Origin of the sequence: Brenneria goodwinii (assembly GCF_002291445.1) — a bacterium.
Classification (GTDB): Bacteria; Pseudomonadota; Gammaproteobacteria; order Enterobacterales; family Enterobacteriaceae; genus Brenneria; species Brenneria goodwinii.
In genome coordinates, this window is sequence record NZ_CP014137.1 from 92,320 (window position 1) to 113,665 (window position 21,346).

Consider the following 21,346-nt stretch of genomic DNA (forward strand, 5'->3'; position numbering starts at 1 on the left):
TCGCTTAATATTAGTGTCGAAACTTACCCCGGCGCGCATTCGCCGCCATACCGGGAATCATTAATGCGCCAGCAGCGTTTTGTTGAGCATCGCGCCGACGGTGTATTTCGGGTCTACCATATTTCCCAGTCTGACTTTTCCGCACTGGCTCAGCAGCATGTAAGCGTCCCACTGTTCGAAACCGAAATCCTCCACCAGCCAGTAGATGAGATCCCGATAGGCGATGCGGGTGGCGTCTTCCAGCGGCCGGGCGCTGCCGATGCTCATGATGGCGGTATCGTTTTCCATGCGCGGCCAACTGATGGACCAATTCTTGATCAGATCCACTTTGATGGTGGTAACGGAAGGATATTCCACCGCCGTTCCGCAAATTTCGCCGTCGCCTTGACAGGCGTGGGCATCGCCGATAAACAGCCGTCCGCCCGGCGAGCGCACCGGCAGATAGGTGATGCTGCCGGGGCCGATATCGGGAACGTCCATATTGCCGCCGTGGTTATCCGGCGTCAGCGAGTTGATGGAGTCGATTTCCGGCGATACGCTCAGGGTGCCGATATGGGGTTTGTAAGGCAGCGTGTGGCGTTCGCTCCAGTAGACTTTTTCACTGTCCAGCTTGATCAGCCGCACTTTTTCCGGCAGCGGATCGTTGAGCAGCGCCGTCAGGTCGGTGCCTGTCAGGCCGCCGAAATGCGGGATCATGGCGCAAATGCCGTGCGGATCTTCGCCCCTGGGCAGCATGGATTCGATGTACACGGCCAGTACGTCGCCTTTCTCCGCGCCATTGACCATGATGGGACCGTTCTGCGGATTGAGAAACGGCATTTTCAGCAACTGGCTGGGAATGTCCTGTTCGGACTTAATCGCGCCTTCAAACGCATCGCGGGTATCGACAATCACCCGATCGCCGGGCTCAATGGTTAATACCGGGGTGGAGTAGGGGCCGATGGTGTAGTGAAACGCCTGCTGCATCTCTTCGGTCAGATGATGCGTGACCGGCTGACGCTGCGCGCCCACCCCGCGTTGGGTCATGATGGAATCTTCCAGCCATTTCTTCATTGTGTATTCCTCCGCGAAAAAATCATTCCGCGCCGTTTTTGCGGCGAGGGCTAAAGTCACAGCGCCAGATGGCGGCGCATCAGCAGATCGTCGGACAGTTGCTGCTGGTTCAGGGTGTCGACTACCCGGCCTTTATCCATCACGCAGCAACGCTGGGCGGCCCGCTGGATCATGGCGATATCCTGCTCGACCAGGATTACGGCGACCCGCAGCTCACGGGCGATACGCACCAGCGTGTCGGCGATAATGGTGACGATGGAGGGCTGTACGCCTTCCGACGGTTCATCCAGCAGCAAAACTTTCGGCGAGCCGACCAGTGCTCTGGCGATCGCCAACTGCTGCTGCTCGCCGCCGCTCATGGTGCCCGCCTTTTGCTTCAAGCGCTGGCGCAGGATGGGGAAATAGTCCAGCACCCGTTCCAGCAGGTCGTTGGCGAATTCCCGGTGCTCGCGTACGAACTGCATCCCCACTTGCAAATTCTCGGCCACGGTCAGCCCGGAGAACACTTCGCGCCCCTGCGGCACATAGCCGATGCCTAACCGGGCGCGGCGCTGCGGCGTGGCATGGGTGATGTCCGTCTCGCCCAGCAGAATTTGCCCCTGGTTGACGGCAACCGCTCCTATTAACGAACGCATCAGCGTGGTTTTCCCTACGCCGTTGCGGCCGATCACCCCCAGCACTTCCGCGCTATGCAGACGGAGCGTGGCGCCATTCAGCACCAGCCCGCCGCCATAGCCGCCGGTGATGTCATTCACCTGCATTAATACGTCGTCGTTCATCAGGCTTTCCCCAAATAGATATCCGCCACGTCGTCCTGGGCCAGCACCGCCTCGGCTTCACCGTCGGCAAACACCCTCCCCCCATGCAACACCGTCACCCGGGTTGCAATCTGCCGGATGAAGGTCATGTCGTGTTCCACCACCATCAAGGTCAGGCCGTCCTGGCGCATCTGCTTGATCAGTTCGCCGGTCAGATAGGTTTCTTCCACCGACAGCCCGGCGACCGGCTCATCCAGCATCAGCAGCACGGGTTGCAGCGAAACCGCCATCGCGATTTCAAGCCACTGTTTTTTCCCATGCGACAGGTTGCCGGCCAGTCGGCGAGATTCCCCGGTCAGGTTGAAGCGGTGCAGCAGTTCATCAATACTTGCCGGCTGGTGGCGGACTTCCGGCCGCAGATGGCGCAGAGAGAGTTGCAGGTGCTGTTCGACGCTGAGATCGGGGAAGATGCCCGGGATCTGAAACTTGATGCTCATCCCCATGCGAATGCGCTGAAACGGCGACAGTGAATTAAGCCGCTGGCCGAAAAAGCGGATCTCGCCGCTGGTTGGCGTGTGCTCGCCGGTCAGCAACTTGAAGAAGGTGCTTTTCCCCGCGCCGTTGGGGCCGATGACGCAGCGGATTTCCCCCTGACGGATCTGCATGTCGACCTGATTGATGACCTGTACGCCGCCGAAGCGTTTGTCCAGCCCCTGTGTTTCCAGAATGATGTCCGGGGTCATCGGGCGTCCTCCGCGTTGCGTTCGGACGGCATCATGCGGCGTATCCTATCGCCCAGCCACGGCAGAATACCGTTGGGCGCGGCCAGCACGACGAACAGCAGGATCGCCCCCAGCAGGATCATGGCGTATTCGCTGCCGTACACCGCCAGCCACTGGGAGAGCCAGACCAGCAGGGCGGTAATGACGATGGTGCCGAAGATGTTTTTACGTCCGGCGGTCGCGACCCAGATAACCGGCATCGCCGCGGCCGTCAGCCCCATGGAAGAGGGCGTGATATAGGATCCCCACAGGGTGTAGAGCACGCCGGACAGCCCCGACAGCACGCCGCCAAGCACGAAAACCAGCAACTGATAGCGGCGGATATCAATGCCCAGCATTTCCGCCCGCCGCGGGTTTTCGCGGATAGAGGCCAGCGTCAGGCCGAAACCGGAGCGTAATAAACGCCGTACGCCCCAGTAGACCAGCGCCAGCAGTACGATAATCAGGTAATAGAACGCGTTGCCTTCCAGCGCCAGCAGTTCGCCGTCCGGGCCGGGCAGCGAGAGCGGCGGCATGCCGGACATGCCGTTAAAGCCGTTCAGCCGGGCGCTGCCGATAGTCCACTGCGGTCCGGCGGTCTGCGACATAAAGGTTTCCAGCACCAGCGTAAAAGAGAGGGTGACGATACCGATGAAAATACCGGTCACGCCGCCGTAAAACATCAGGTAACCGAGCGCCGCCGCGACGGCCGCCGCCAGCAACAGCGCCAGCAGCAATCCCGACCAGGTGGACAGCACGCCATCGCCGAAATTCAGCGTCAGCACGCCGTAGGCGTAGCCGGCCAGGCCGAAAAAGGCGGTCTGGCCGAAGGAGAGGATCCCGCCGTGGCCCCACATGGCGGCCAGTCCGATGGCGCAGAACGTCCACAGCAGGAAGTAGGCGAAATCGCCGATCGTGCCGCTGTCGACGCCGAGCGGCAATAACAGCGCGGCCAGCAGGATAAGGCCCGCGGCCCATGGCGCGAGCTGACGTTTTCCCGCCGGGCGGATGGATAAGTTGATGGATGATGAGGTCACTGTCGGCTCCTAGCGATGACGGGTAAACAGGCTGCCTACCCCGTTCGGCAGCAGGCGGATGACCAGCATGGCGGTAAGCAGCAGACCGATCTGGCCGGCCAGTTGTCCGTACCAGGCGTTCAGGCCGGTCTGGATCGCCCCCAGCGTCATGGCGGCGGGAATGGTGCCGACCAGAACGTTGGCGCCACCGACCACCACGGAGACAAAAGCCTGCACGATAAAGCTGCTGCCCATGGTGGGCACGGCGGTGAGCGTCGGCGCGTAGATGGCGCCGGCCAGACCGGCCAGTCCGGCGCCCAGCGCGAATGTCTGGGTATAGAGACGGTCGGTTTCCAGTCCCAGGCAGGCCGCCATGCGGGCGTTCTGGATGGTGGCCCGAGCGCAGACGCCGTAATTGGTATGAAAGAACAGCCAGTACAACAGCAGCAGGATGGCGATGGCGAAAAGCGGCAACAGCGCCCGGTAGGTGGCGAAGGAGTATCCGCCCAGCGTAAAGGAGCCGAAAGGCGTGGACAGCCCCTCCAGCGACGGGCCGGCCAGCAATAGCATGCTTTGCTGCACGATCAGGCTGATCGCCCAGGTCGCCACCACCGAGTCATACAGCCGATGGTATAGATGACGCACCACCAGCCGTTCAATCACCCCGCCGGCGAACGCGGCGGCCAGTGAACCGGCCAGCATCGCCAGCGGCAGCGGCAGACCGGACTTGTTCAGTGAGATCGTGACGTAGGCGCCGCACATGATGAACTCGCCATGCGCCAAATTGATGACCCCCATCATGCCGAAGATCACCGCCAGCCCCAGCGCCGCGAGCACCAGATAGGCAAAGTTGTCGCCGAACTGATAAATCACCGAGTAAATAAAGGAGAGCATCTGCTGTTAATCCCTGGTGCCCTGCGCGACACCGTCAGAAAGAAATCACTCCAGGAAAACGCCGTTTGGCTGGCGCTTTCCTGACCGTAAACCGCCGGGTTATGGTTTGGGCGGATTAGACGGCGTGTACTGGCTGGTATCCGGTTTCACCGGCAGATTGCAGCCCGCCTCGCCCAGCCAGTAAGGTTTGATGTCAGGCCAGACTTTGGGGATCTCGACGGAGTGATCTTCTTTGACGTGGGCCAGATAGATGGTATGGCTCAGGTGATGGCTTTTAGGATCGATACAGACCTTGCCGGACGGGCCGTCGGTACAGATATCCCCGCTTTCCAGCGCGTTGCGCACCGCAACCTGATCGGTGCTGGCGGCGCGCTCAACCGCGAGTTTATACAGGTAGACGGCGTCATAAGCGTTGGCCGCTTCCTGATTGATGTAAGGCTCATTGGGGAACTTGGCGCGGAAGCGCTGCTTAAAGTCATTGCTGGCCGGCGTATCCACCTCTTCCATGTAATTCGCGGTAATGTACATGTCTTTCAGCGCGGGCGCCTTGAAGCGTTTATGCTCGTAGGCCTGGGCCACATTGACGGAGCTGGCCATCGGCAGATTGAGTTTTGCCGCCGCCTGCTGCTCGTAATAGGAAGACTGGTTGGTGCCCACCAGCAGCGTCATGACAAAGTCAGGTTTGGCCTGCTGGATATTCTGAATGGTTTGCCCGAACTGAGAGACGCTGAGCGGGATAAACTCTTCGCCGACCATGGTGCCGCCGTTTTCTTCGACGATCTGGCGCACCCATTCCGCCGAAATCTGACCGAAGTTATAGTCGGCGGCAATGGTGTAAACCTTTTTGCCGTATTTTTCCATCATCCAGGGGATGAGGGTGGAGAACTGCTGTTCGGGCACCGCGCCGGTAACGAAGACATTGGTATCGCATACGCCGCCTTCATACTGGTTGTTGTACCAGTAGAGCTGTTTTTCCCGATCCATGATCGGCCGGATGGCTTCGCGCGACGCGCTGGAAAAGGCGCCGAAAATAACATCGACCTTATCGTTTCTGATTAAACGGCGGGCCATCTGCTGAAAGCGGGTATTATCGGACTGCGTATCATATTTTATCAATTCAACCGGACGGCCAAGGATACCGCCTTTGGCATTGATTTCTTCAATCGCTAATTCGGTTGCGTGGATCTTGGGAATAACGGGCAGCGCAAAATTACCGGAAGCGTCTTCCAGTAAGCCAATCTTTATCGGTTCATCTGCGGCGGACGCCATACCTGAAAAGGTCACGGCAAATGCGGAGGCGATAGCAAGTGTCAGCGCGGCGTAATTACCTTTTGTTCTGGACATAAATACCCCTGGCGTTGGTCTGGAAAGAAGCAAAAAAAAAGAGCCCTGCATAGTCCGAAGACTTTGCGTGGGCTCTATTGCCTTCACCACAAACCGACATCATTGGCGGCCTTGCGGAGAGTGGATGTCACTATAAAAAGCAAATCAAAGTGTTGTCAATGGTTAATTTTTCAATATAAATCATATAGTAAAAACATATGACATCGCACTGTTATTGCGCACGCCTGCACAAATTTCGTGCGATTTGCCGGCCGCTGCCGACAGATTGCTAACGTCTGGTTATTTATAAAATATCCCTATTATTTTATTTTCGCGGGCGTCGTTAATCGCAATAAGAGATGATTATTGTTAATAGAATGCACTGGATAAGACACAAGAAAAATTTTCCGCCCACGGCTGGATAACGAGGATTCCGCCCGGTATTGGGGGCCATTATTATATTTTTATCCTCACTAACCTTGCGTGGAAATTACCGGCGAACGTTTCGGTCAATCATGCCGCTGCTGTGTGGACCCATTGTTAAGAACTGTAAATCCATGAAAATAGGTATTTATCTGATAGTGGCCGTTAGGAAATCCCCGTATATCTTCGCCTATCCGCCATAGCGGCAAGGGAGGAGTCACCCTATGTTTAAACCACTGTTAATAAGTACGCTGTTAGTCGGGATGTTCGCCATGACGCCAGCGACAGAGGCCAGCAGCGTCAGTATCGACTTAATGCCCGGCGTCACGCTGAATATCGGTGACCGTGACCGTCGCGGTTATTACTGGGACGGCTATGACTGGCGCAGCGAACGCTGGTGGCGTGAACACCGGGGTTATCACCGTGGTGAGCGTAACCGGCATGGCTACTATTGGGACGGCTGGCGCTGGCGAGACGTTGGCTGGTGGCGCGAAAATAACCGCGGGCCTCGTCATTTCGATCGCGGTCCGCGCGATTTTGATAAACATCATGCGCATCGCGATTCCCGGCGTGGGCCGGGGCCGGGCTGGGGCGACAGACGCGGTCCCGATCGGCACTAAGCGGATGTGAACAACCGGGAGCCGGCAGGCTCCCGGTTTTGTTTCATGCGGCGTCCCGCCCGCAATTTACCTGCCGTGTTGCAGATCGAGGCGATAAACCGCAAATCCCGCATCGTCGGTACCGACGGCGGTCATTGGATATTGGGCTTTTTCTTTGATAAACGTCGCCGCTTTATCCGACGGCGAGGTTTCAAAACGAATATCCAGCGGCGTGTCGCTACTGATTGGCGCCAGCCGCCAGTTATTATCGGCCTGTGGTTTCACTTCCCCTGATTTTTTCGTTTCCGCGCTGATATAGGCGGCCAGTACCGCGCGGTTTTCATCCGGCGAGGCAAAGGCGACTCGTTTTTCTCCGGTGCCGGCAAACTTCTCGCCATAGGCGCGATAGTTATTGGTGGCGATGAGGAAGGTTGCATTGGCATCGATCGCTTTACCGTTGAAGGTTAGGTTTTTGATGCGGTGCGCGGTATCGTTGATTAAGGCGCATTCGCCGTCATAACGGGCCGGCTGAGTGACGTCAATCTGATAGTTCACGCCGTCGATGACATCGAAATTATAGGTGCGGAAACCGTCCCAGTTGAGCAATTTCTGGGGGCCGGTATGGTGAACGTCAATCTGATTGAATTGGCCCGCCGAGCACTCCAGCCACTCCTGCACCTCTTGACCTTTCACTTTCACCACCACCAGCGTGTTGGGATAAAGGTAAAGATCCGCCGCATTACGGAAGGTTAACTGGCCTTTTTCCACTTCAACGAAGCTGGCCGGATCGTTTTTGCGGCCACCGGCTTTAAAGGGCGCGGCGGCGGACAGCACCGGCAGGTCGGCCAGATCGGGATCGCCTTGAATAAAATATTCGACATAGGCGCGCTGGGCGTTATTGACGATCTGCACTGTCGGATCGTCCTGAATCAGCGACAGATAGCTGTACATGTTATCGGCCGATTGACCAATCGGTTTGCCGACGAAGTCGCGGGTGTTTTGGTGTGCTGCGGACAGCACATCCACCAGACCGGCGTCTGCCGCCGCCAGCGATTTTTTCTGCGCCTGATCGTATATCGGTCTGGCTTCCGCTTTGGCCGTCTCGACGCGCCATGCGCCGCCGTCATTGTTCAGCGTAAGATCCACCACGCCAAGATGATCGCCCCACTGGCCCGGCATAACGGCCGGAATGCCGTTAAGCGTGCCTTGAGCGATATCGGCCCCTTTTATGGCGGCGAAATCCCGGCTGGGGAAGACGGCATGAGCGTGGCCGAACATGATGGCGTCAATGCCCGGAATCTGGCTGAGATAGTAGACGGAGTTTTCCGCCATGGCTTTGTAAGGTTCGGCGGAGAGGCCGGAATGGGGGATCGCCACCACCAGGTCGGCGCCTTGCTTGCGCATCTCCGGCACCCACTTTTTGGCGCTTTCGGTAATATCTTCGACCGTCACTTTGCCTGACAGATTGGCTTTATCCCATACCAGTATTTGCGGCGGAACAAAACCGACATAGCCGATGCGTAACCGATGGGCATTGCCGTCACGGTCGACGACCGATTTATCTTCAATGCGATAAGGCGTAAACAGCGGTTTGCCGGTTTTGGCGTCCAGCACGTTGGCGTTCACGTAGGGGAATCTGGCGCCGGCCAGCGCCTTATGCAGATAATCCAGACCATAATTGAATTCGTGGTTGCCAATGTTCCCCACGGAATAATCGAGCGTATTAAGCGCCTGATAGACCGGATGAACTTCCCCCTCTGTTAACCCCTTGGCCGCCATGTAATCGCCTAACGGGCTGCCCTGGATGATATCGCCGTTATCGACCAGTACGCTGTTCGCCGCTTGCGCGCGGGCCGCATGAATCAGGCTGGCGGTGCGAACCAGACCGAACTTATCGGTTGGCGTATCTTTGTAGTAATCGAAATCCATCATGTTGCTATGCAAATCGGTGGTTTCCATTATTCGCAAATCAACGGTAGCGGCATGAACGGTGGCGGCGACCAACATAGCAAGCAGGCTTAATGCCAGCGAATGCTTCATTACTTGACTCCTTTGCGGCTGTTATTAGCGGTATATCTCATATAATGATGAATCTATGGTTAAACATCACTGGAAAATATGAAGGTACTCATAAAATGACGGCCCGATCGTTGTTTGTTTCAGCGTTGTATAATGATAGATATGGAGCAAGCATGTGTGGCGGCGGATGGTTATCCGTTCCACGGCATAACCGATAACGATGAGGTAGAAAATGCTGGAACATATTTGCCAACTGGCCCGTGATGCTGGGGATGCCATCATGCAGGTTTATGACGGACATCAGCCGGTTGAGGTGGCGCATAAGAAAGACGATTCCCCGGTGACCGCCGCCGATCTGGCCGCGCATCGGGTGATTAAAGCCGGGTTGGCGGCGGCATACCCGGATATTCCTCTGCTGTCTGAAGAGGATCCCCCGCAGTGGTCGGAGCGGCAGCGCTGGCAGCGTTATTGGCTGGTTGATCCGTTGGACGGCACCAAAGAATTCCTTAAACGTAATGGCGAATTTACGGTGAATATCGCGCTGATTGATAACGGTCAGGCAGTGTTGGGCGTGGTCTATGTCCCGGTGACCGATGTGATGTATGCCGCTGCGGACGGGGAGGCGTGGAAAGAGGAAAAAGGAGAGCGCCGACAGATCGCCGTGCATGACGCGCGTCCGCCGCTGGTGGTGGTGAGCCGTTCCCATGCGGATGATAAGGAACTGAAAGATTACCTCAGTCAATTGGGCGATCACCAGACGGTTTCTATCGGATCGTCGCTGAAATTTTGTCTGGTGGCGGAAGGGAAGGCGCAGCTTTATCCGCGTTTCGGACCCACCAATGTGTGGGATACGGCCGCCGGGCACGCGGTTGCTGTGGCGGCCGGCGCGCAGGTCAATGACTGGCAGGGGAAACCGCTGTCTTATGCCCCGCGCGAGTCGTTCCTGAACCCGGGTTTCCGCGTATCGTTGTTCTGATCGCTTCTTGTTTTTCCGCGAGTCATTTTATGCAGCAGGGCGCCCCTGCTGCATTTACCCCGTCATTTTTTCCTTAAACGGCCTCTTTTGCTCAGGCGTGGCGAAAGGGGGAATCGCTGTCTTCGTTTTGTCATGTCCGTTCAGTAGATTAGCCACCGACCGCTTAATGTGACCGCAAAATCCGCCTGGATTCGGCAATCGATCGACTCTGCCATGTCGGTATGTACAAAACGCGAGTACGGCTTTTTTTGAATATTTACACTAATTGTGGGTGAAATATTTGAATACCGCTCTGTAAAAGTGTGTAAAAGCAGTTAATGATACTGTTCAGCGCGGAACTAAATGGCGTTTAATAGAACTAACTTATCAGTATCCATTATTTCATTAGCGCTCAGAGTTCTTTGCCTTGTCGGCTAGAGGAAGCGCGTAAAACAAGAAGATGGGAGGAGAGTACAACGATGAGGATCTTCGAACGTTACAATCCTATGAAGGTTGCCAAGTATGTGAAAATTCTGTTCCGCGGGCGGCTGTATATTAAAGGCGTTGGTGCTTTTGAATTCGATTACGGCAAAATTTTATTGCCCAAGAAACAAGACAAACAGCATTTGCTGGTAATGTCTGAAGTGAACCGTCAGGTTATCCGATTACAGGCTGAGGTGGGCTGAGATTAAGCTCACCCGGTCCCTTCGCAGGGGCATATTGTTAGCGCCTCCCCCTTTGGCACTGTCTAGTACACAAATGTAAGGATTCTGACGGGGTTGGCCGTTACACCGGCGTAAAAAATTATGCTGAGGAAGCGGAAGGCTCCCGAATGAACCGCAGGGATGCGGTTCAAGCCAGTGCCGCGTCGGGAACGCGTCACTGGCGGTTCGGTAAGAGCGTTCCACTTCCGAAGGCACCGCGCAGCGGCATAATTTAGCCGGAAGCCGGGGTTCGCAGGGCGGCGGCGCTTGAGCGCCATGCGTCGGGCGCGTGCTACGAGGTAGCATGAAAATGGCGGCTTTATCGCGCACGAAACTGTCTCTGAATCCGCATAAAAATGTGACTAAGAGACAGGGCTAGGAGTGGTTTACCCCCCAAAAGGTTACTTTTTCTCTTCTGTTTTCGCTTCGCTGGCGGTGGCTGAAACCGGTTTGTTCTCCAGACGGGTGACCAGCAACTGGTCGATTTTATAGCTGTCGATATCCACCACTTCAAATTTGAAACCGGAGAAACGCACGAAATCGGTGCGTTTCGGGATTTTACGCAGGGTGTACATCATAAATCCGCCGATGGTTTCATAATTGCCCGCATGGGGAAAATCATCGATGCACAGGGCGCGCATCACATCTTCTATCGGCGTTCCTCCCTCGATCAACCAGGAGTTTTCATCGCGCGCGACGATCTGCTCTTCCATTCCCTGGCCGACCAGATCGCCCATCAGCGTGGTCATCACGTCGTTAAGCGTGATGATACCGACCACCAGCGCATATTCATTCAGAATAACGGCAAAATCTTCCCCCGCCGTTTTAAAACTCTCTAATGCTTCGGACAGCGTCAGCGTATCCGGTACGATCAGCGCAGGGCGGATCTGCACGCCGCTGTGCAGCTCCAGGCTCTGATTGCCCAGCACCCGGATCAGCAGGTCTTTAGAGTCGACATAGCCGATAATCTGATCGATGTGGCCGTCGCACACCAGGAATTTAGAGTGCGGCTGCTGGGCAATCTTCTCCTTGATTTGCGCTTCTTCTTCATGCAAGTCAAAAAATACCACGCTTTCGCGCGATGTCATGGAAGAGGGCACGGTGCGCGACTCCAGCTCAAACACGTTTTCGATCAGTTCATGCTCCTGCTTGCGCAACACTCCTGCTAAAGCGCCGGCTTCGACCACGGCGTAAATATCATCAGAGGTGATGTCATCCTTACGCACCATCGGCAGTTTGAGCAGCCGAAAAATGACGTTCGCCAGGCCGTTAAACAACCAGACCAGCGGGCGGAAGATAAACAGGCAGAAGCGCATAGGATTGATAATACGGATAGCAACGGCTTCGGGGGCAATCATGCCAATGCGTTTCGGGGTGAGATCGCCAAACAGAATAAACAGACTGGTAACGAGTACGAACGAGCAGATAAAGCTGACTTTGTCGGCCGATTCCGGCGACATGAATTGTTCAAATAGCAGCGTGAACGTTGGCGAAAAGGCGGCATCGCCGATAATACCGGCCAGAATGGCGACCGCGTTGATGCCAATCTGTATGACGGTAAAGAAAATACCGGGTGTTTCTTGAAATTTTAATACCATATCGGCGTTGAGGTTTCCCTCATCGGCCAGCTGTTTGAGCTTTATTTTACGGGACGCGGCCAGCGAGATTTCTGACAGTGCAAAAAATGCACTAAGGGCAATAAGAAGAATAATGAGTAGTAGACTGTTTAACATAATGTTTTCGCTTTGACCCGGAGATGGGAAAGGCAATCCTCAGAAAGGCAAATTATCTTAAATAACGCACAAGAAGCCGTTAACAGGGCTGGGGAACCAGCCCAAATTTTTAATATACCCAGCATATTGGGAGCTATTGGGTATACCGGCGATTATAACAGGAGTGGTGAATTTACTGCCATATTTCAGCGCTGAGGGGGGAGACAAACGCCGATACCGCCGAGTGCGCAGTAACCTTGCGGATTTTTATGCAGGTACTGCTGGTGTTCATCTTCAGCGTAATAGAACGGGCCGGCGGGAACGATTTCCGTGCTGATGGTCCGGGTATCGCCGTTGTCTTTCATCGCCTGTTGAAAACGCTGATAACTCTCGCGGGCCGCCTCTTCCTGCTCGGGCGTGAGCGTATAAATCGCAGAGCGATACTGGGTGCCGATGTCGCCGCCTTGGCGCATGCCCTGCGCGGGATCGTGGTTTTCCCAGAAAAGCTGCAGGAGTTGGCGATAAGTGATGACATTGGGATCAAACACTACGCGTACCGCTTCGGCATGGTCGGTTTTCCCGCTGCAAACTTCACGGTAGGTGGGGTTGGGGGTGTAGCCTCCGGTATAGCCGGCGGCCGTGCTGTAGACGCCGGGTTGTTGCCAAAAAAGACGTTCGACTCCCCAAAAACATCCCATCGCAAAGATGGCGACCTCCATATGATCCGGCACATGGGTCATGGAATGTTCACTAACGGCATGCAATCTGGCGACCGGCATCGGCGTTATGCGCCCCGGCAAGGCTTCTGATTGCTTAATTCGCTGTGTTTTATCGACGTTATCTATCACTTTTTTTTGCGCTCCGGCGTTACAAATCACGTTGTGTCTTTTGAAGCATAACCGAGAAGTTTTACCCTGTCTTTATAACCTATAGATGTTTAATGTTAAGGTTATGTTCACTTGTAACGCTGCATTTTAGAATTTACCGATTAAAATCTATAGCTAAAGGAAAATATTAATATTTCCTGCTAGCGTTGCGGGTAGATGGTGTTTATCTGCGTAACGTAATATTAAACGATATACTTGATGTGATAGAACAAGGTTATCAGGGAGCTAAGTGACTATTTCCACGGGACAAAAAAACAGCCATTCAGGCTTCCGCACGCCACATCGCCTTATGTGGAGTTTATTGTGCGTACTGTTATTTCCCTCCGCCAGTTTTGCCGCCAATGTGCGTTTGCAAGTCGTTGGATTGGACGGCGCGCTGCAAAAGAATGTGCGGGCGCGTTTATCCACGATCGCCGCCGATGAAATCAATGCCGATGGCCGTTTCCGCTCGCGCGTCGATGATGCGATCCGTCAGGGATTGCGCGCTCTGGGATATTACGATCCGCAGATTACATTTGACTTTCGCCCCGCGGTCAACGGCGGGCGTCCGGTTCTGATTGCCAACGTCACGCCCGGCGAACCGGTAAAAATCGCTGATGTGAATATTGTTCTGCGCGGCGGCGCCCATGATGACAAGGATTATCAGCAAATTGTGGCGAAGGATACGCCTGCCGTCGGCAGCGTGCTGAATCATGGCGATTACGACGGTTTTAAAAACTCTTTGAATGGGTTGTCGTTGCGTAAAGGGTATTTCGATGCCCACTTTCTGCAGAGCCAGTTAGGCGTGGTACAGGAAGAGCGAAAAGCCTTCTGGGATATCGATTTCGACAGCGGTGAACGTTACCGTTTTGGCGAAATTAAATTTCAGGGATCGCAAATCCGTGAGGAGTACCTGCGAAATCTGGTGCCCTTTCATTCTGGCGACGCCTACAGCAGCGAAGATCTTGGCGAGTTTAACCGTCGTTTGTCAGCCACGGGATGGTTTAATTCAGTGGTGGTTTCGCCCGATTTCAGCCAGTCGAAAGCGACCAAAACTCTGCCGCTGGATGCGGTCGTCACTCCCCGCACCCGTAACCGTATAGAAACCGGGGTCGGGTATGCGACCGACGTCGGGCCGCGTTTCAAGACCACCTGGAACAAGCCCTGGATCAACGCCTACGGACATAGTCTGGAAAGCAGCCTCAGCGTATCCGCTCCTGAGCAATCCCTTGATTTTAGCTATAAAATTCCACTGCTGAAAAATCCGTTAGAACAGTATTACCTGCTGCAAGGCGGCTTCAAGCGCGAAGATCTCAATGATACGCGGTCTGACTCAACCACGCTGAACGTGGCGCGTTACTGGGATTTGTCCAGCGGTTGGCAGCGGGCGGTCAATTTGCGCTGGAGTCTCGATCACTTTACGCAGGGCAGCGTGACGGACACCACCATGTTGATCTATCCCGGCGTAAGCATTAACCGTACCCGTCAGCGGGGCGGGTTGATGCCGGTATGGGGAGACAGCCAGCGTTACTCTATCGATGTTTCCGATACCCTGTGGGGATCGGATATCGATTTCGTCGTTTTGCAGGCGCAAAACGTCTGGATCAGAACGCTGGCGGACAAGCACCGTTTTGTCGCGCGCGGCAATCTGGGGTGGATCGAAACCAACAGCTTTTCACGTGTTCCGCCGTCCCTGCGTTTTTTCGCCGGGGGCGATCGCAGCATTCGCGGCTATAAGTACAAATCCATCTCGCCGCGTGACAGCGACGATAAATTGACCGGGGCGTCCAAACTGGCCACCGGGTCGTTGGAGTATCAATACAACGTGACGGGAAAATGGTGGGGGGCGGTGTTCGTGGATTCAGGCGAAGCCGTCAACGATATCAAACAGAATGACTTTAAGACCGGTGCGGGCGTCGGCGTTCGCTGGGCATCTCCTATTGGTCCGGTGAAATTTGACCTTGCGACGCCGATTGGCGATCCAGAGAAACATGACGTGCAGTTCTATATCGCTTTGGGACCCGAGCTATGATGTTGTTGAAAAATGCGAGTCTGATAAAAAAAATTGGCATTGGCCTTCTCGCTTTCCTGTTGTTATTACTCATAACGCTCGTGTTGCTGGTGGGAACGACGCCGGGTTTGCATCTGTTGCTGAATGGCGCCGCGCGCTTTGTGCCCGGGCTGGAGATTGCCGGCGTCAACGGCGGCTGGCGCGATCTGACGCTGAAGAATATGCGTTATCAAATGCCGGGCGTTACGGTTAAAGCCGACGAGTTTCATTTGTCGCTGGCGCCTGGCTGTCTGTTGCGCAGTCAGCTTTGCATCAACGATGTGTCGGCGCGAAATATTGACGTGGCCGTGGATAGCAAATCGTTGCCGGTTTCAGAAGAGGCGCCGGCGCCCAGCGAGCCGCTGACCGAAATATCCGCGCCGTTTCCCATCGACTTGCATCAGTTGGTGTTAACCAACGTTCATGTCGCCGTGGACGATATGGCCATCTCTCTTGGCGAGTTCCGTACCGGTATGACGTGGAAAGGACGGATGCTGACGCTGCTGCCAACCAAAATCGACGCCTTGCTGGTCGCGTTGCCGAAAACCCCTGTCGATGTGCTTGAAGATGGCAAAGTGACGGCGGCGGAAGTGGCGGCGGCCGTTAAAGAGACCGCCGCCGACGTTCGCGCGTCGATGGAGAACGGAACGGCTCAGCCGATTGAGATTAATAAGACGCTATCCGGTACCAAAACGTCGCCGGACGAGACGGCCGCCGCGGATAACGGCAGTGCGGCGCAGAAGTCCGCTTCCGCAGGCGATGCGGCTTCCACTCAGCCGGAACAGCCGCTCGGCGAGCGGTTAGCCGCGCTGTTCTCCAAACCTTTATTGCCCGATTTGCCGCAATTTACCCTGCCGCTGGATCTGAACATCGCGGAAATTCATGGTGAACAACTGCGGCTAACGGGCGATCAGGACATCCTGATCTCCGATCTGTGGATCCAGGCTTCAACGCGGGAACAGCGCCTGGATCTGGACAAGTTTGTCGTGCAGTCGCCGCAGGGCGGGCTGAATGTGCGCGGGAGCGTAACGCTCAGCGATAACTGGCCGGTCTCCTTCACCGCCAACGGCGTATTGAATGTTGATCCGCTGAAAGGGGAAAAACTCAAACTTACCGTTGACGGCGGATTGCGCGAACAACTGAATGTTGCGTTGAATCTGTCCGGTCCGCAGCGGGCGCAGCTAAATCTGCAAACCGAACTGGCGCAAGCGGGTCTGCCATTGGCGCTTACGCTGCAAACCGATCGGGTGCGCTGGCCGTTAACCGGAGAGCCGCAGTATCAGGTGAACGACCTGCAAATGCAGTTGAACGGCAAGGCCACGGATTACACCCTTTCGCTACGCAGTGATGTGCGCGGAGTGGATTTGCCGCCCGCCTCGCTGACGCTGGACGGAAACGGCAATGCGCAGCAATTTAACCTGACGCGTCTGCGATTGTCCGCCCTGCAGGGCAATGCCGATCTGAGCGCCGTGGTGGACTGGAGTAAGGCCATCAGTTGGCGTAGCGAGCTGGTATTGAGCGGCATCAATACGGCGAAACAGTGGCCGGACTGGCCGGCGAAAATTGACGGCAAGGTGACCACGCGCGGCAGTCTGTATGGCGGCAACTGGCAGTTACAGGTGCCGGAGCTGCGCTTGGATGGCAATGTGAAGCAGAACAAGCTGTCCGCCAGAGGCGAACTGCGAGGAAACGCCGCCGGCCAGTGGCAAATACCGGGGCTTAATCTGGCGCTGGGCGTCAACCAACTCAACGTTAAGGGCGAACTGAGCGATAAGTGGCTACTGGATGCCGATATCAATGCGCCGTCGCTTAACGGCGCGCTGCCTGGTCTGGCCGGGCGAATCGCCGGTACGCTGAAATTACGCGGCAACCTGCGTGAACCGCAGGTTCTTGCGGATCTCACCGCATCCGGCCTGCGCTGGCAGGAGATGACCATTAACCGCATTAAAGTGGATGGCGATATACGTTCCGAACAGCAGATCCAGGGCAAGCTGGCGGTGCGTTTGGAACAGCTGCACCAGGAGGGGCTGGATATCAGCTTGCTGACGCTGAATGCCGACGGCAATGAGCAGCAGCATCAGTTGCGCTTGAATATGGAAGGCGAGCCGGTATCGGGGCAGTTGGCGCTGTCCGGCAGCTTCGATCGGCAGACGCAGCGCTGGCGCGGCACACTGAATAATACCCGGTTTGATACGCCGGTCGGCGAGTGGCGTTTGGTGCCGTCGATGGCGCTGGATTACCAGAATCTTCAGCAAAAAATCAGTATTGGCGCGCATTGCTGGCGTAATCCCAATGCCGAACTCTGCGTGCCAAGAACCATTGAAGCCGGGGCGAGCGGTCAGGCGAGTATCAGATTAAACCGTTTCGATTTAGCCATGCTCAAGCCTTTCCTGGGGGAAGACACCGTATTGGCGGGAACCTTCTCCGGGGGAGCCGACGTGAGCTGGCAGCCAGGGCAGGGCTTGCCGCAGGCGAAAGTGACGTTGACCGGCAACGGCGTTAATGTCCGCCAGCAGGTGCAGGGTAAAACGCTGCCGATCGCATTTGATACGCTAACCCTGAATGCCGGCATCGATCGTGGCCGCGCCCAGTTGGATTGGCTCATCGCCATCCGCGATAACGGCCGTTTCAGCGGCGATGTGCAGATTACCGATCCGCAGGGAAGACGCAATCTTGGCGGCACTATCGCTATCAATAACATTTCTCTGGCATTGCTTGCCCCGGTGTTGCAACAAGGGGAAAAAGCCACAGGCATGCTGAATGCCAATTTGCGTCTGTCGGGGAATGCGGAGCGCCCGCAGATATTCGGGCAGATTGCGTTGGAGCAGTTTGATCTGGATGGCAGTTGGATGCCGATCGATCTGACCAATGGCCAACTGGCGGTAAATTTCAGCGGCATGTCTTCAACCATGCAGGGTTTTCTGAAAACGGATAACGGGCAGCTAAACCTGAGCGGCAATGCTGATTGGGCGCAACCGGACGCATGGCGGGCCAGCATTGCGGCCAAAGGGGATAAGATCCGGGTAACCGTTCCGCCGATGGCGCGTCTGGATGTTTCGCCGGACATCGTGTTTGAGGCCACGCCGCAGTTGTTCGCGTTAAACGGTTCGGTCAATATTCCCTGGGCGCGTATTGTGGTCAACGAACTGCCGGAGAGCTCGGTGGGCGTTTCGTCAGATGAAGTGATGCTGGATGCCAATCGTCAGCCGCTGCAGAAAGCCTCGACTTCCATCCCGATCAACAGCAATCTGACCATCCGTATCGGTGACGATGTCCGGCTGGATGCCTACGGGCTGCGGGCCCGTTTGCAGGGCGACCTGAAAATGATACAGGATGAGCGCGGGCTGGGGATCAATGGACAGGTCAATATACCTTCCGGCCGCTTCAAAGCCTACGGGCAGGATCTTATCGTGCAAAAAGGGCAGATTCTGTTTTCCGGCCCGCCGGATCAGCCGATACTCAATATTGAGGCCGTGCGTAATCCCGACAATACGGCGGATGACGTAACCGCCGGCGTTCGCGTCACCGGTATGGCCAGCGCGCCCAAACTTGAGGTGTTCTCCGATCCGAGCATGTCGCAGCAAGAAGCGTTGTCATATTTGCTCAGAGGCGAGGGTCTCGACAGCAGCGGCGCCGATAGTTCGGCAATGACATCAATGCTTATTGGTTTAGGGGTTGCACAAAGTGGTCAAGTTGTGGGTAAAATCGGCGAGGCCTTTGGGGTAAGTAATTTAGCTCTGGATACACAGGGCGCTGGCGATAGTTCTCAAGTGGTTGTCAGCGGTTACGTTCTTCCCGGCCTGCAAGTTAAATATGGTGTTGGCATATTTGATTCTTTGGCAACGTTAACGCTGCGTTACCGCTTGATGCCAAAGCTATACTTGGAAGCGGTGTCTGGTCTCGATCAGGCATTAGATGTGCTCTATCAGTTTGAGTTCTAGCGATGCGAATTATTGTCTATGGCAGTTTACGACGCAAACAGGGAAACAGTCACTGGATGACTAACGCCCAATGGTTGGGGGATTGTCAACTCGCTGGATTCGAGTTGTATAACCTCGGCCATTATCCGGCGGTAGTGCCCGGCGATGGGAAGATTTACGGCGAAGTCTATCGCATCAGTTCGTCGATACTGGCGGAACTGGATGCATTGAAGCGAGATGGTCACGAATACCGGCGTGAGCTGATCGGCACCCCGCTGGGGAACGCCTGGATCTATTTATATAAGCATTCGGTGGCGGGCTTGCCGCTTATCCCCAGCGGGGATTGGCTGCAGCGTGAAGAAGAACCATAAAAAAAACGCCGCGTAATGCGGCGTTTTTGATCGTGCTGTCAGCCAGTCTTATTTTTTCTTGGCGCGTTCGAAAGAGGCGACGATTTCCGCTTTGGCGGCTTCGGCGTTATCCCAGCCTTCGACTTTTACCCACTTGCCTTTTTCCAGATCTTTATAGTGTTCAAAGAAATGGGTGATCTGCGCACGCAGTAATTCCGGCAGGTCGTTGACGTCTTTGATGTGATCGTACTCTTTAGACAACTTGCTGTGCGGCACGGCGACCAGTTTGGCGTCTTCACCGGATTCGTCAGTCATTTTCAGTACGCCGACCGGACGGCAACGGATAACCGCGCCCGGCTGCAACGGATACGGGGTCGGCACCAGTACGTCAACCGGATCGCCATCCAGCGACAGGGTATGGTTGATATAACCATAGTTGCATGGGTAGAACATGGCGGTAGACATGAAGCGGTCTACAAACAGCTCCCCGCTATCTTTATCAACTTCATATTTGATCGGATCGGCATTAGCGGGGATTTCAATAATTACATAGATATCTTCCGGAAGATCTTTGCCTGCCGGGACATTGTTCAGACTCATGTCGGTTTCCTTCTCTTCAAACCTGAAATGGCGTGGCGGTCATTATAGCCAAAACGCGCTTAATGTCCCCGATTTTTAGCGCCTTCTAGTGGCTGGAGATAGGCCAGTATTGATTGACCGGGCAGTGTTGTACACCGACCATTCCTGCGGCGGCGGGAATGGCGAAGGATGAAGAGGTCTTAGTCGGCCGAACTTTTTTTCTTACGCAGTTTGTTCCAGATTTTGCTTTCCTGCCCGCGCCATAAACGCTGGATATTGTCGTGGTGACGCACCAATATCAGACAGGAGAGCATGGCGACAGGGAACGTGAACTGCGGCTTGAACCACCAGACATAGAACGGCGCAATCAGCGCGCTGATAATCGCCCCCAGAGACGAGTAGCCGCTCAGCAGCACGGTAAGCAACCAGGTTCCCGTCATCAGGCCGGTGAGATCCCAGCCGATTGGCGCGATGGCGCCGAACGCCGTGGCGACGCCTTTGCCGCCCTGGAAATGAAAAAACACCGGATAGATATGGCCAAGACAGGCGGCGATAGCGGTCAGACCTAGGTATAGCGGGGGAACGCCCAACGCATACGCCGCCCAGACGGGCAGCATGCCTTTTAATACGTCGAAGATCAGTACGGCGGCAGCGACGGATTTCCCGCCGATACGTAATACGTTGGTGGCGCCGGGATTCCCAGAGCCATGCTCGCGAGGGTCCGGCAGCCCGGCGATCCGACAAACCAGAATCGCGCTGGAAATGGAGCCACACAGATACGCGATTAATATCATACCAAGCGCGGTAGCACTCATAACGCGGTTCCGTTTAATAGAAAGACGTTCAATAAAAGGACGTTTAATAAGGGTCGTTTTACTCTTTGCATCTGTGGATAATACGCATATTCCGTCGGAAGTGGTATCCGACAACGACAAAAACAGAGAATGGCGTGATGGATATCGTATTTATTGAGGAACTTACCGTAATTACCACCATTGGTGTTTACGACTGGGAACAGACCATCCAGCAGAAGCTGGTGTTTGATATCGAAATGGGTTGGGATAACCGTCAGGCGGCGGGAAGCGATGACGTTAACGACTGCCTGAGCTACGCCGACGTCAGCGAGGCGGTGATTGCGCTGGTGGCGGGACAGCGCTTTGCGCTGGTTGAACGCGTCGCGGAAGAGGTGGCGACAATGCTTATGCGGCGTTTCTCCATCCCCTGGTTACGCATTAAGGTTTGCAAGCCGGGCGCGGTGGCGCAGGCGCGGCAGGTCGGCGTAATTATTGAGCGCGGGACGCGATAAATCCGATTTTGCTTAAATAATGCTGCGCTGTACGTAACGAAACAGTAACCTGAAGGGT

General features: G+C 55.4%; 18 protein-coding genes. 7 read left to right on the forward strand and 11 right to left on the reverse strand.

Going from position 1 to position 21,346, the window contains the following annotated elements:
• Window positions 1-60 precede the first annotated feature (60 nt).
• From ACN28R_RS00440 to ACN28R_RS00465, 6 genes are all read right to left on the reverse strand, one after another.
• Window positions 61-1,053 carry an acetamidase/formamidase family protein gene (locus ACN28R_RS00440; RefSeq protein WP_095833271.1) on the reverse strand — a complete coding sequence of 331 codons (993 nt, stop codon included), beginning with the start codon at window positions 1,051-1,053 and terminating at the stop codon, window positions 61-63.
• 56 nt (window positions 1,054-1,109) lie between these two features.
• Window positions 1,110-1,832, reverse strand: coding sequence for an ABC transporter ATP-binding protein (locus ACN28R_RS00445; protein ID WP_048637625.1), 723 nt, complete (start codon window positions 1,830-1,832; stop codon window positions 1,110-1,112).
• Window positions 1,832-2,554, reverse strand: coding sequence for an ABC transporter ATP-binding protein (locus ACN28R_RS00450; protein ID WP_095833272.1), 723 nt, complete (start codon window positions 2,552-2,554; stop codon window positions 1,832-1,834). Before ACN28R_RS00450 ends, ACN28R_RS00445 begins: the two co-directional genes overlap by 1 nt.
• Entirely contained in the window at window positions 2,551-3,609 is a 1,059-nt protein-coding gene (locus ACN28R_RS00455) for a branched-chain amino acid ABC transporter permease (protein WP_375153870.1), read from the reverse strand. The genes ACN28R_RS00450 and ACN28R_RS00455 overlap by 4 nt, the downstream gene beginning before the upstream one ends.
• 9 nt (window positions 3,610-3,618) lie before the next feature.
• Window positions 3,619-4,482 carry an ABC transporter permease subunit gene (locus ACN28R_RS00460; RefSeq protein ID WP_095833273.1) on the reverse strand — a complete coding sequence of 288 codons (864 nt, stop codon included), beginning with the start codon at window positions 4,480-4,482 and terminating at the stop codon, window positions 3,619-3,621.
• 99 nt (window positions 4,483-4,581) lie between these two features.
• Entirely contained in the window at window positions 4,582-5,751 is a 1,170-nt protein-coding gene (locus ACN28R_RS00465; RefSeq protein ID WP_197089021.1) for an urea ABC transporter substrate-binding protein, read from the reverse strand.
• A 701-nt stretch (window positions 5,752-6,452) separates the two neighbouring features.
• On the opposite strand from ACN28R_RS00465, the gene ACN28R_RS00470 reads away from it, so the two are divergent.
• On the forward strand, window positions 6,453-6,848 hold the full coding sequence (locus ACN28R_RS00470; protein ID WP_048637629.1) for a DUF2502 domain-containing protein: 396 nt from the start codon (window positions 6,453-6,455) through the stop codon (window positions 6,846-6,848).
• A 66-nt stretch (window positions 6,849-6,914) separates the two neighbouring features.
• Here ACN28R_RS00470 and ACN28R_RS00475 read toward each other — a convergent pair whose 3' ends face one another.
• Entirely contained in the window at window positions 6,915-8,867 is a 1,953-nt protein-coding gene (locus ACN28R_RS00475; protein ID WP_095833274.1) for a bifunctional 2',3'-cyclic-nucleotide 2'-phosphodiesterase/3'-nucleotidase, read from the reverse strand.
• A 211-nt stretch (window positions 8,868-9,078) separates the two neighbouring features.
• Between ACN28R_RS00475 and cysQ the strand changes: the two genes are divergently transcribed.
• Together cysQ and ACN28R_RS00485 are read left to right on the forward strand one after the other, a co-directional pair.
• The gene (gene cysQ, locus ACN28R_RS00480; protein WP_048637631.1) at window positions 9,079-9,822 is read left to right on the forward strand and encodes a 3'(2'),5'-bisphosphate nucleotidase CysQ; all 744 of its coding nucleotides are present in this window, start codon (window positions 9,079-9,081) and stop codon (window positions 9,820-9,822) included.
• Window positions 9,823-10,280: 458 nt separating this feature from the next.
• The gene (locus tag ACN28R_RS00485; RefSeq protein WP_145957950.1) at window positions 10,281-10,487 is read left to right on the forward strand and encodes a DUF1107 domain-containing protein; all 207 of its coding nucleotides are present in this window, start codon (window positions 10,281-10,283) and stop codon (window positions 10,485-10,487) included.
• A gap of 419 nt (window positions 10,488-10,906) precedes the next feature.
• Here ACN28R_RS00485 and paeA read toward each other — a convergent pair whose 3' ends face one another.
• Both paeA and msrA read right to left on the reverse strand, forming a co-directional pair.
• Complete coding sequence (gene paeA / locus ACN28R_RS00490) at window positions 10,907-12,238, reverse strand: polyamine export protein PaeA (protein WP_095833276.1); 1,332 nt, start codon at window positions 12,236-12,238, stop codon at window positions 10,907-10,909.
• Between the two features lie 185 nt (window positions 12,239-12,423).
• Window positions 12,424-13,062 (reverse strand): peptide-methionine (S)-S-oxide reductase MsrA, encoded by a 639-nt coding sequence (gene msrA / locus ACN28R_RS00495; protein WP_095835691.1) that lies wholly within the window; start codon window positions 13,060-13,062, stop codon window positions 12,424-12,426.
• 331 nt (window positions 13,063-13,393) lie between these two features.
• Here msrA and tamA point away from each other — a divergent pair, with 331 nt between their 5' ends.
• Genes tamA through ACN28R_RS00510 form a run of 3 tightly spaced genes read left to right on the forward strand, consistent with a single transcriptional unit; the run spans window position 13,394 to window position 19,424 of the window.
• Entirely contained in the window at window positions 13,394-15,115 is a 1,722-nt protein-coding gene (tamA, locus tag ACN28R_RS00500) for an autotransporter assembly complex protein TamA (RefSeq protein WP_095833277.1), read from the forward strand.
• The gene (gene tamB / locus ACN28R_RS00505; protein WP_095833278.1) at window positions 15,112-19,074 is read left to right on the forward strand and encodes an autotransporter assembly complex protein TamB; all 3,963 of its coding nucleotides are present in this window, start codon (window positions 15,112-15,114) and stop codon (window positions 19,072-19,074) included. Before tamA ends, tamB begins: the two co-directional genes overlap by 4 nt.
• 2 nt (window positions 19,075-19,076) lie before the next feature.
• Complete coding sequence (locus ACN28R_RS00510; protein ID WP_048637637.1) at window positions 19,077-19,424, forward strand: gamma-glutamylcyclotransferase family protein; 348 nt, start codon at window positions 19,077-19,079, stop codon at window positions 19,422-19,424.
• Window positions 19,425-19,472: 48 nt separating this feature from the next.
• Here ACN28R_RS00510 and ppa read toward each other — a convergent pair whose 3' ends face one another.
• Together ppa and plsY are read right to left on the reverse strand one after the other, a co-directional pair.
• On the reverse strand, window positions 19,473-20,003 hold the full coding sequence (gene ppa / locus ACN28R_RS00515) for an inorganic diphosphatase (protein ID WP_048637639.1): 531 nt from the start codon (window positions 20,001-20,003) through the stop codon (window positions 19,473-19,475).
• A gap of 179 nt (window positions 20,004-20,182) precedes the next feature.
• On the reverse strand, window positions 20,183-20,797 hold the full coding sequence (gene plsY, locus ACN28R_RS00520) for a glycerol-3-phosphate 1-O-acyltransferase PlsY (protein ID WP_048637640.1): 615 nt from the start codon (window positions 20,795-20,797) through the stop codon (window positions 20,183-20,185).
• A gap of 137 nt (window positions 20,798-20,934) precedes the next feature.
• On the opposite strand from plsY, the gene folB reads away from it, so the two are divergent.
• Window positions 20,935-21,288, forward strand: a complete 354-nt coding sequence (gene folB, locus ACN28R_RS00525) for a bifunctional dihydroneopterin aldolase/7,8-dihydroneopterin epimerase (protein ID WP_095833279.1) — start codon at window positions 20,935-20,937, stop codon at window positions 21,286-21,288.
• Window positions 21,289-21,346: the final 58 nt, after the last annotated feature.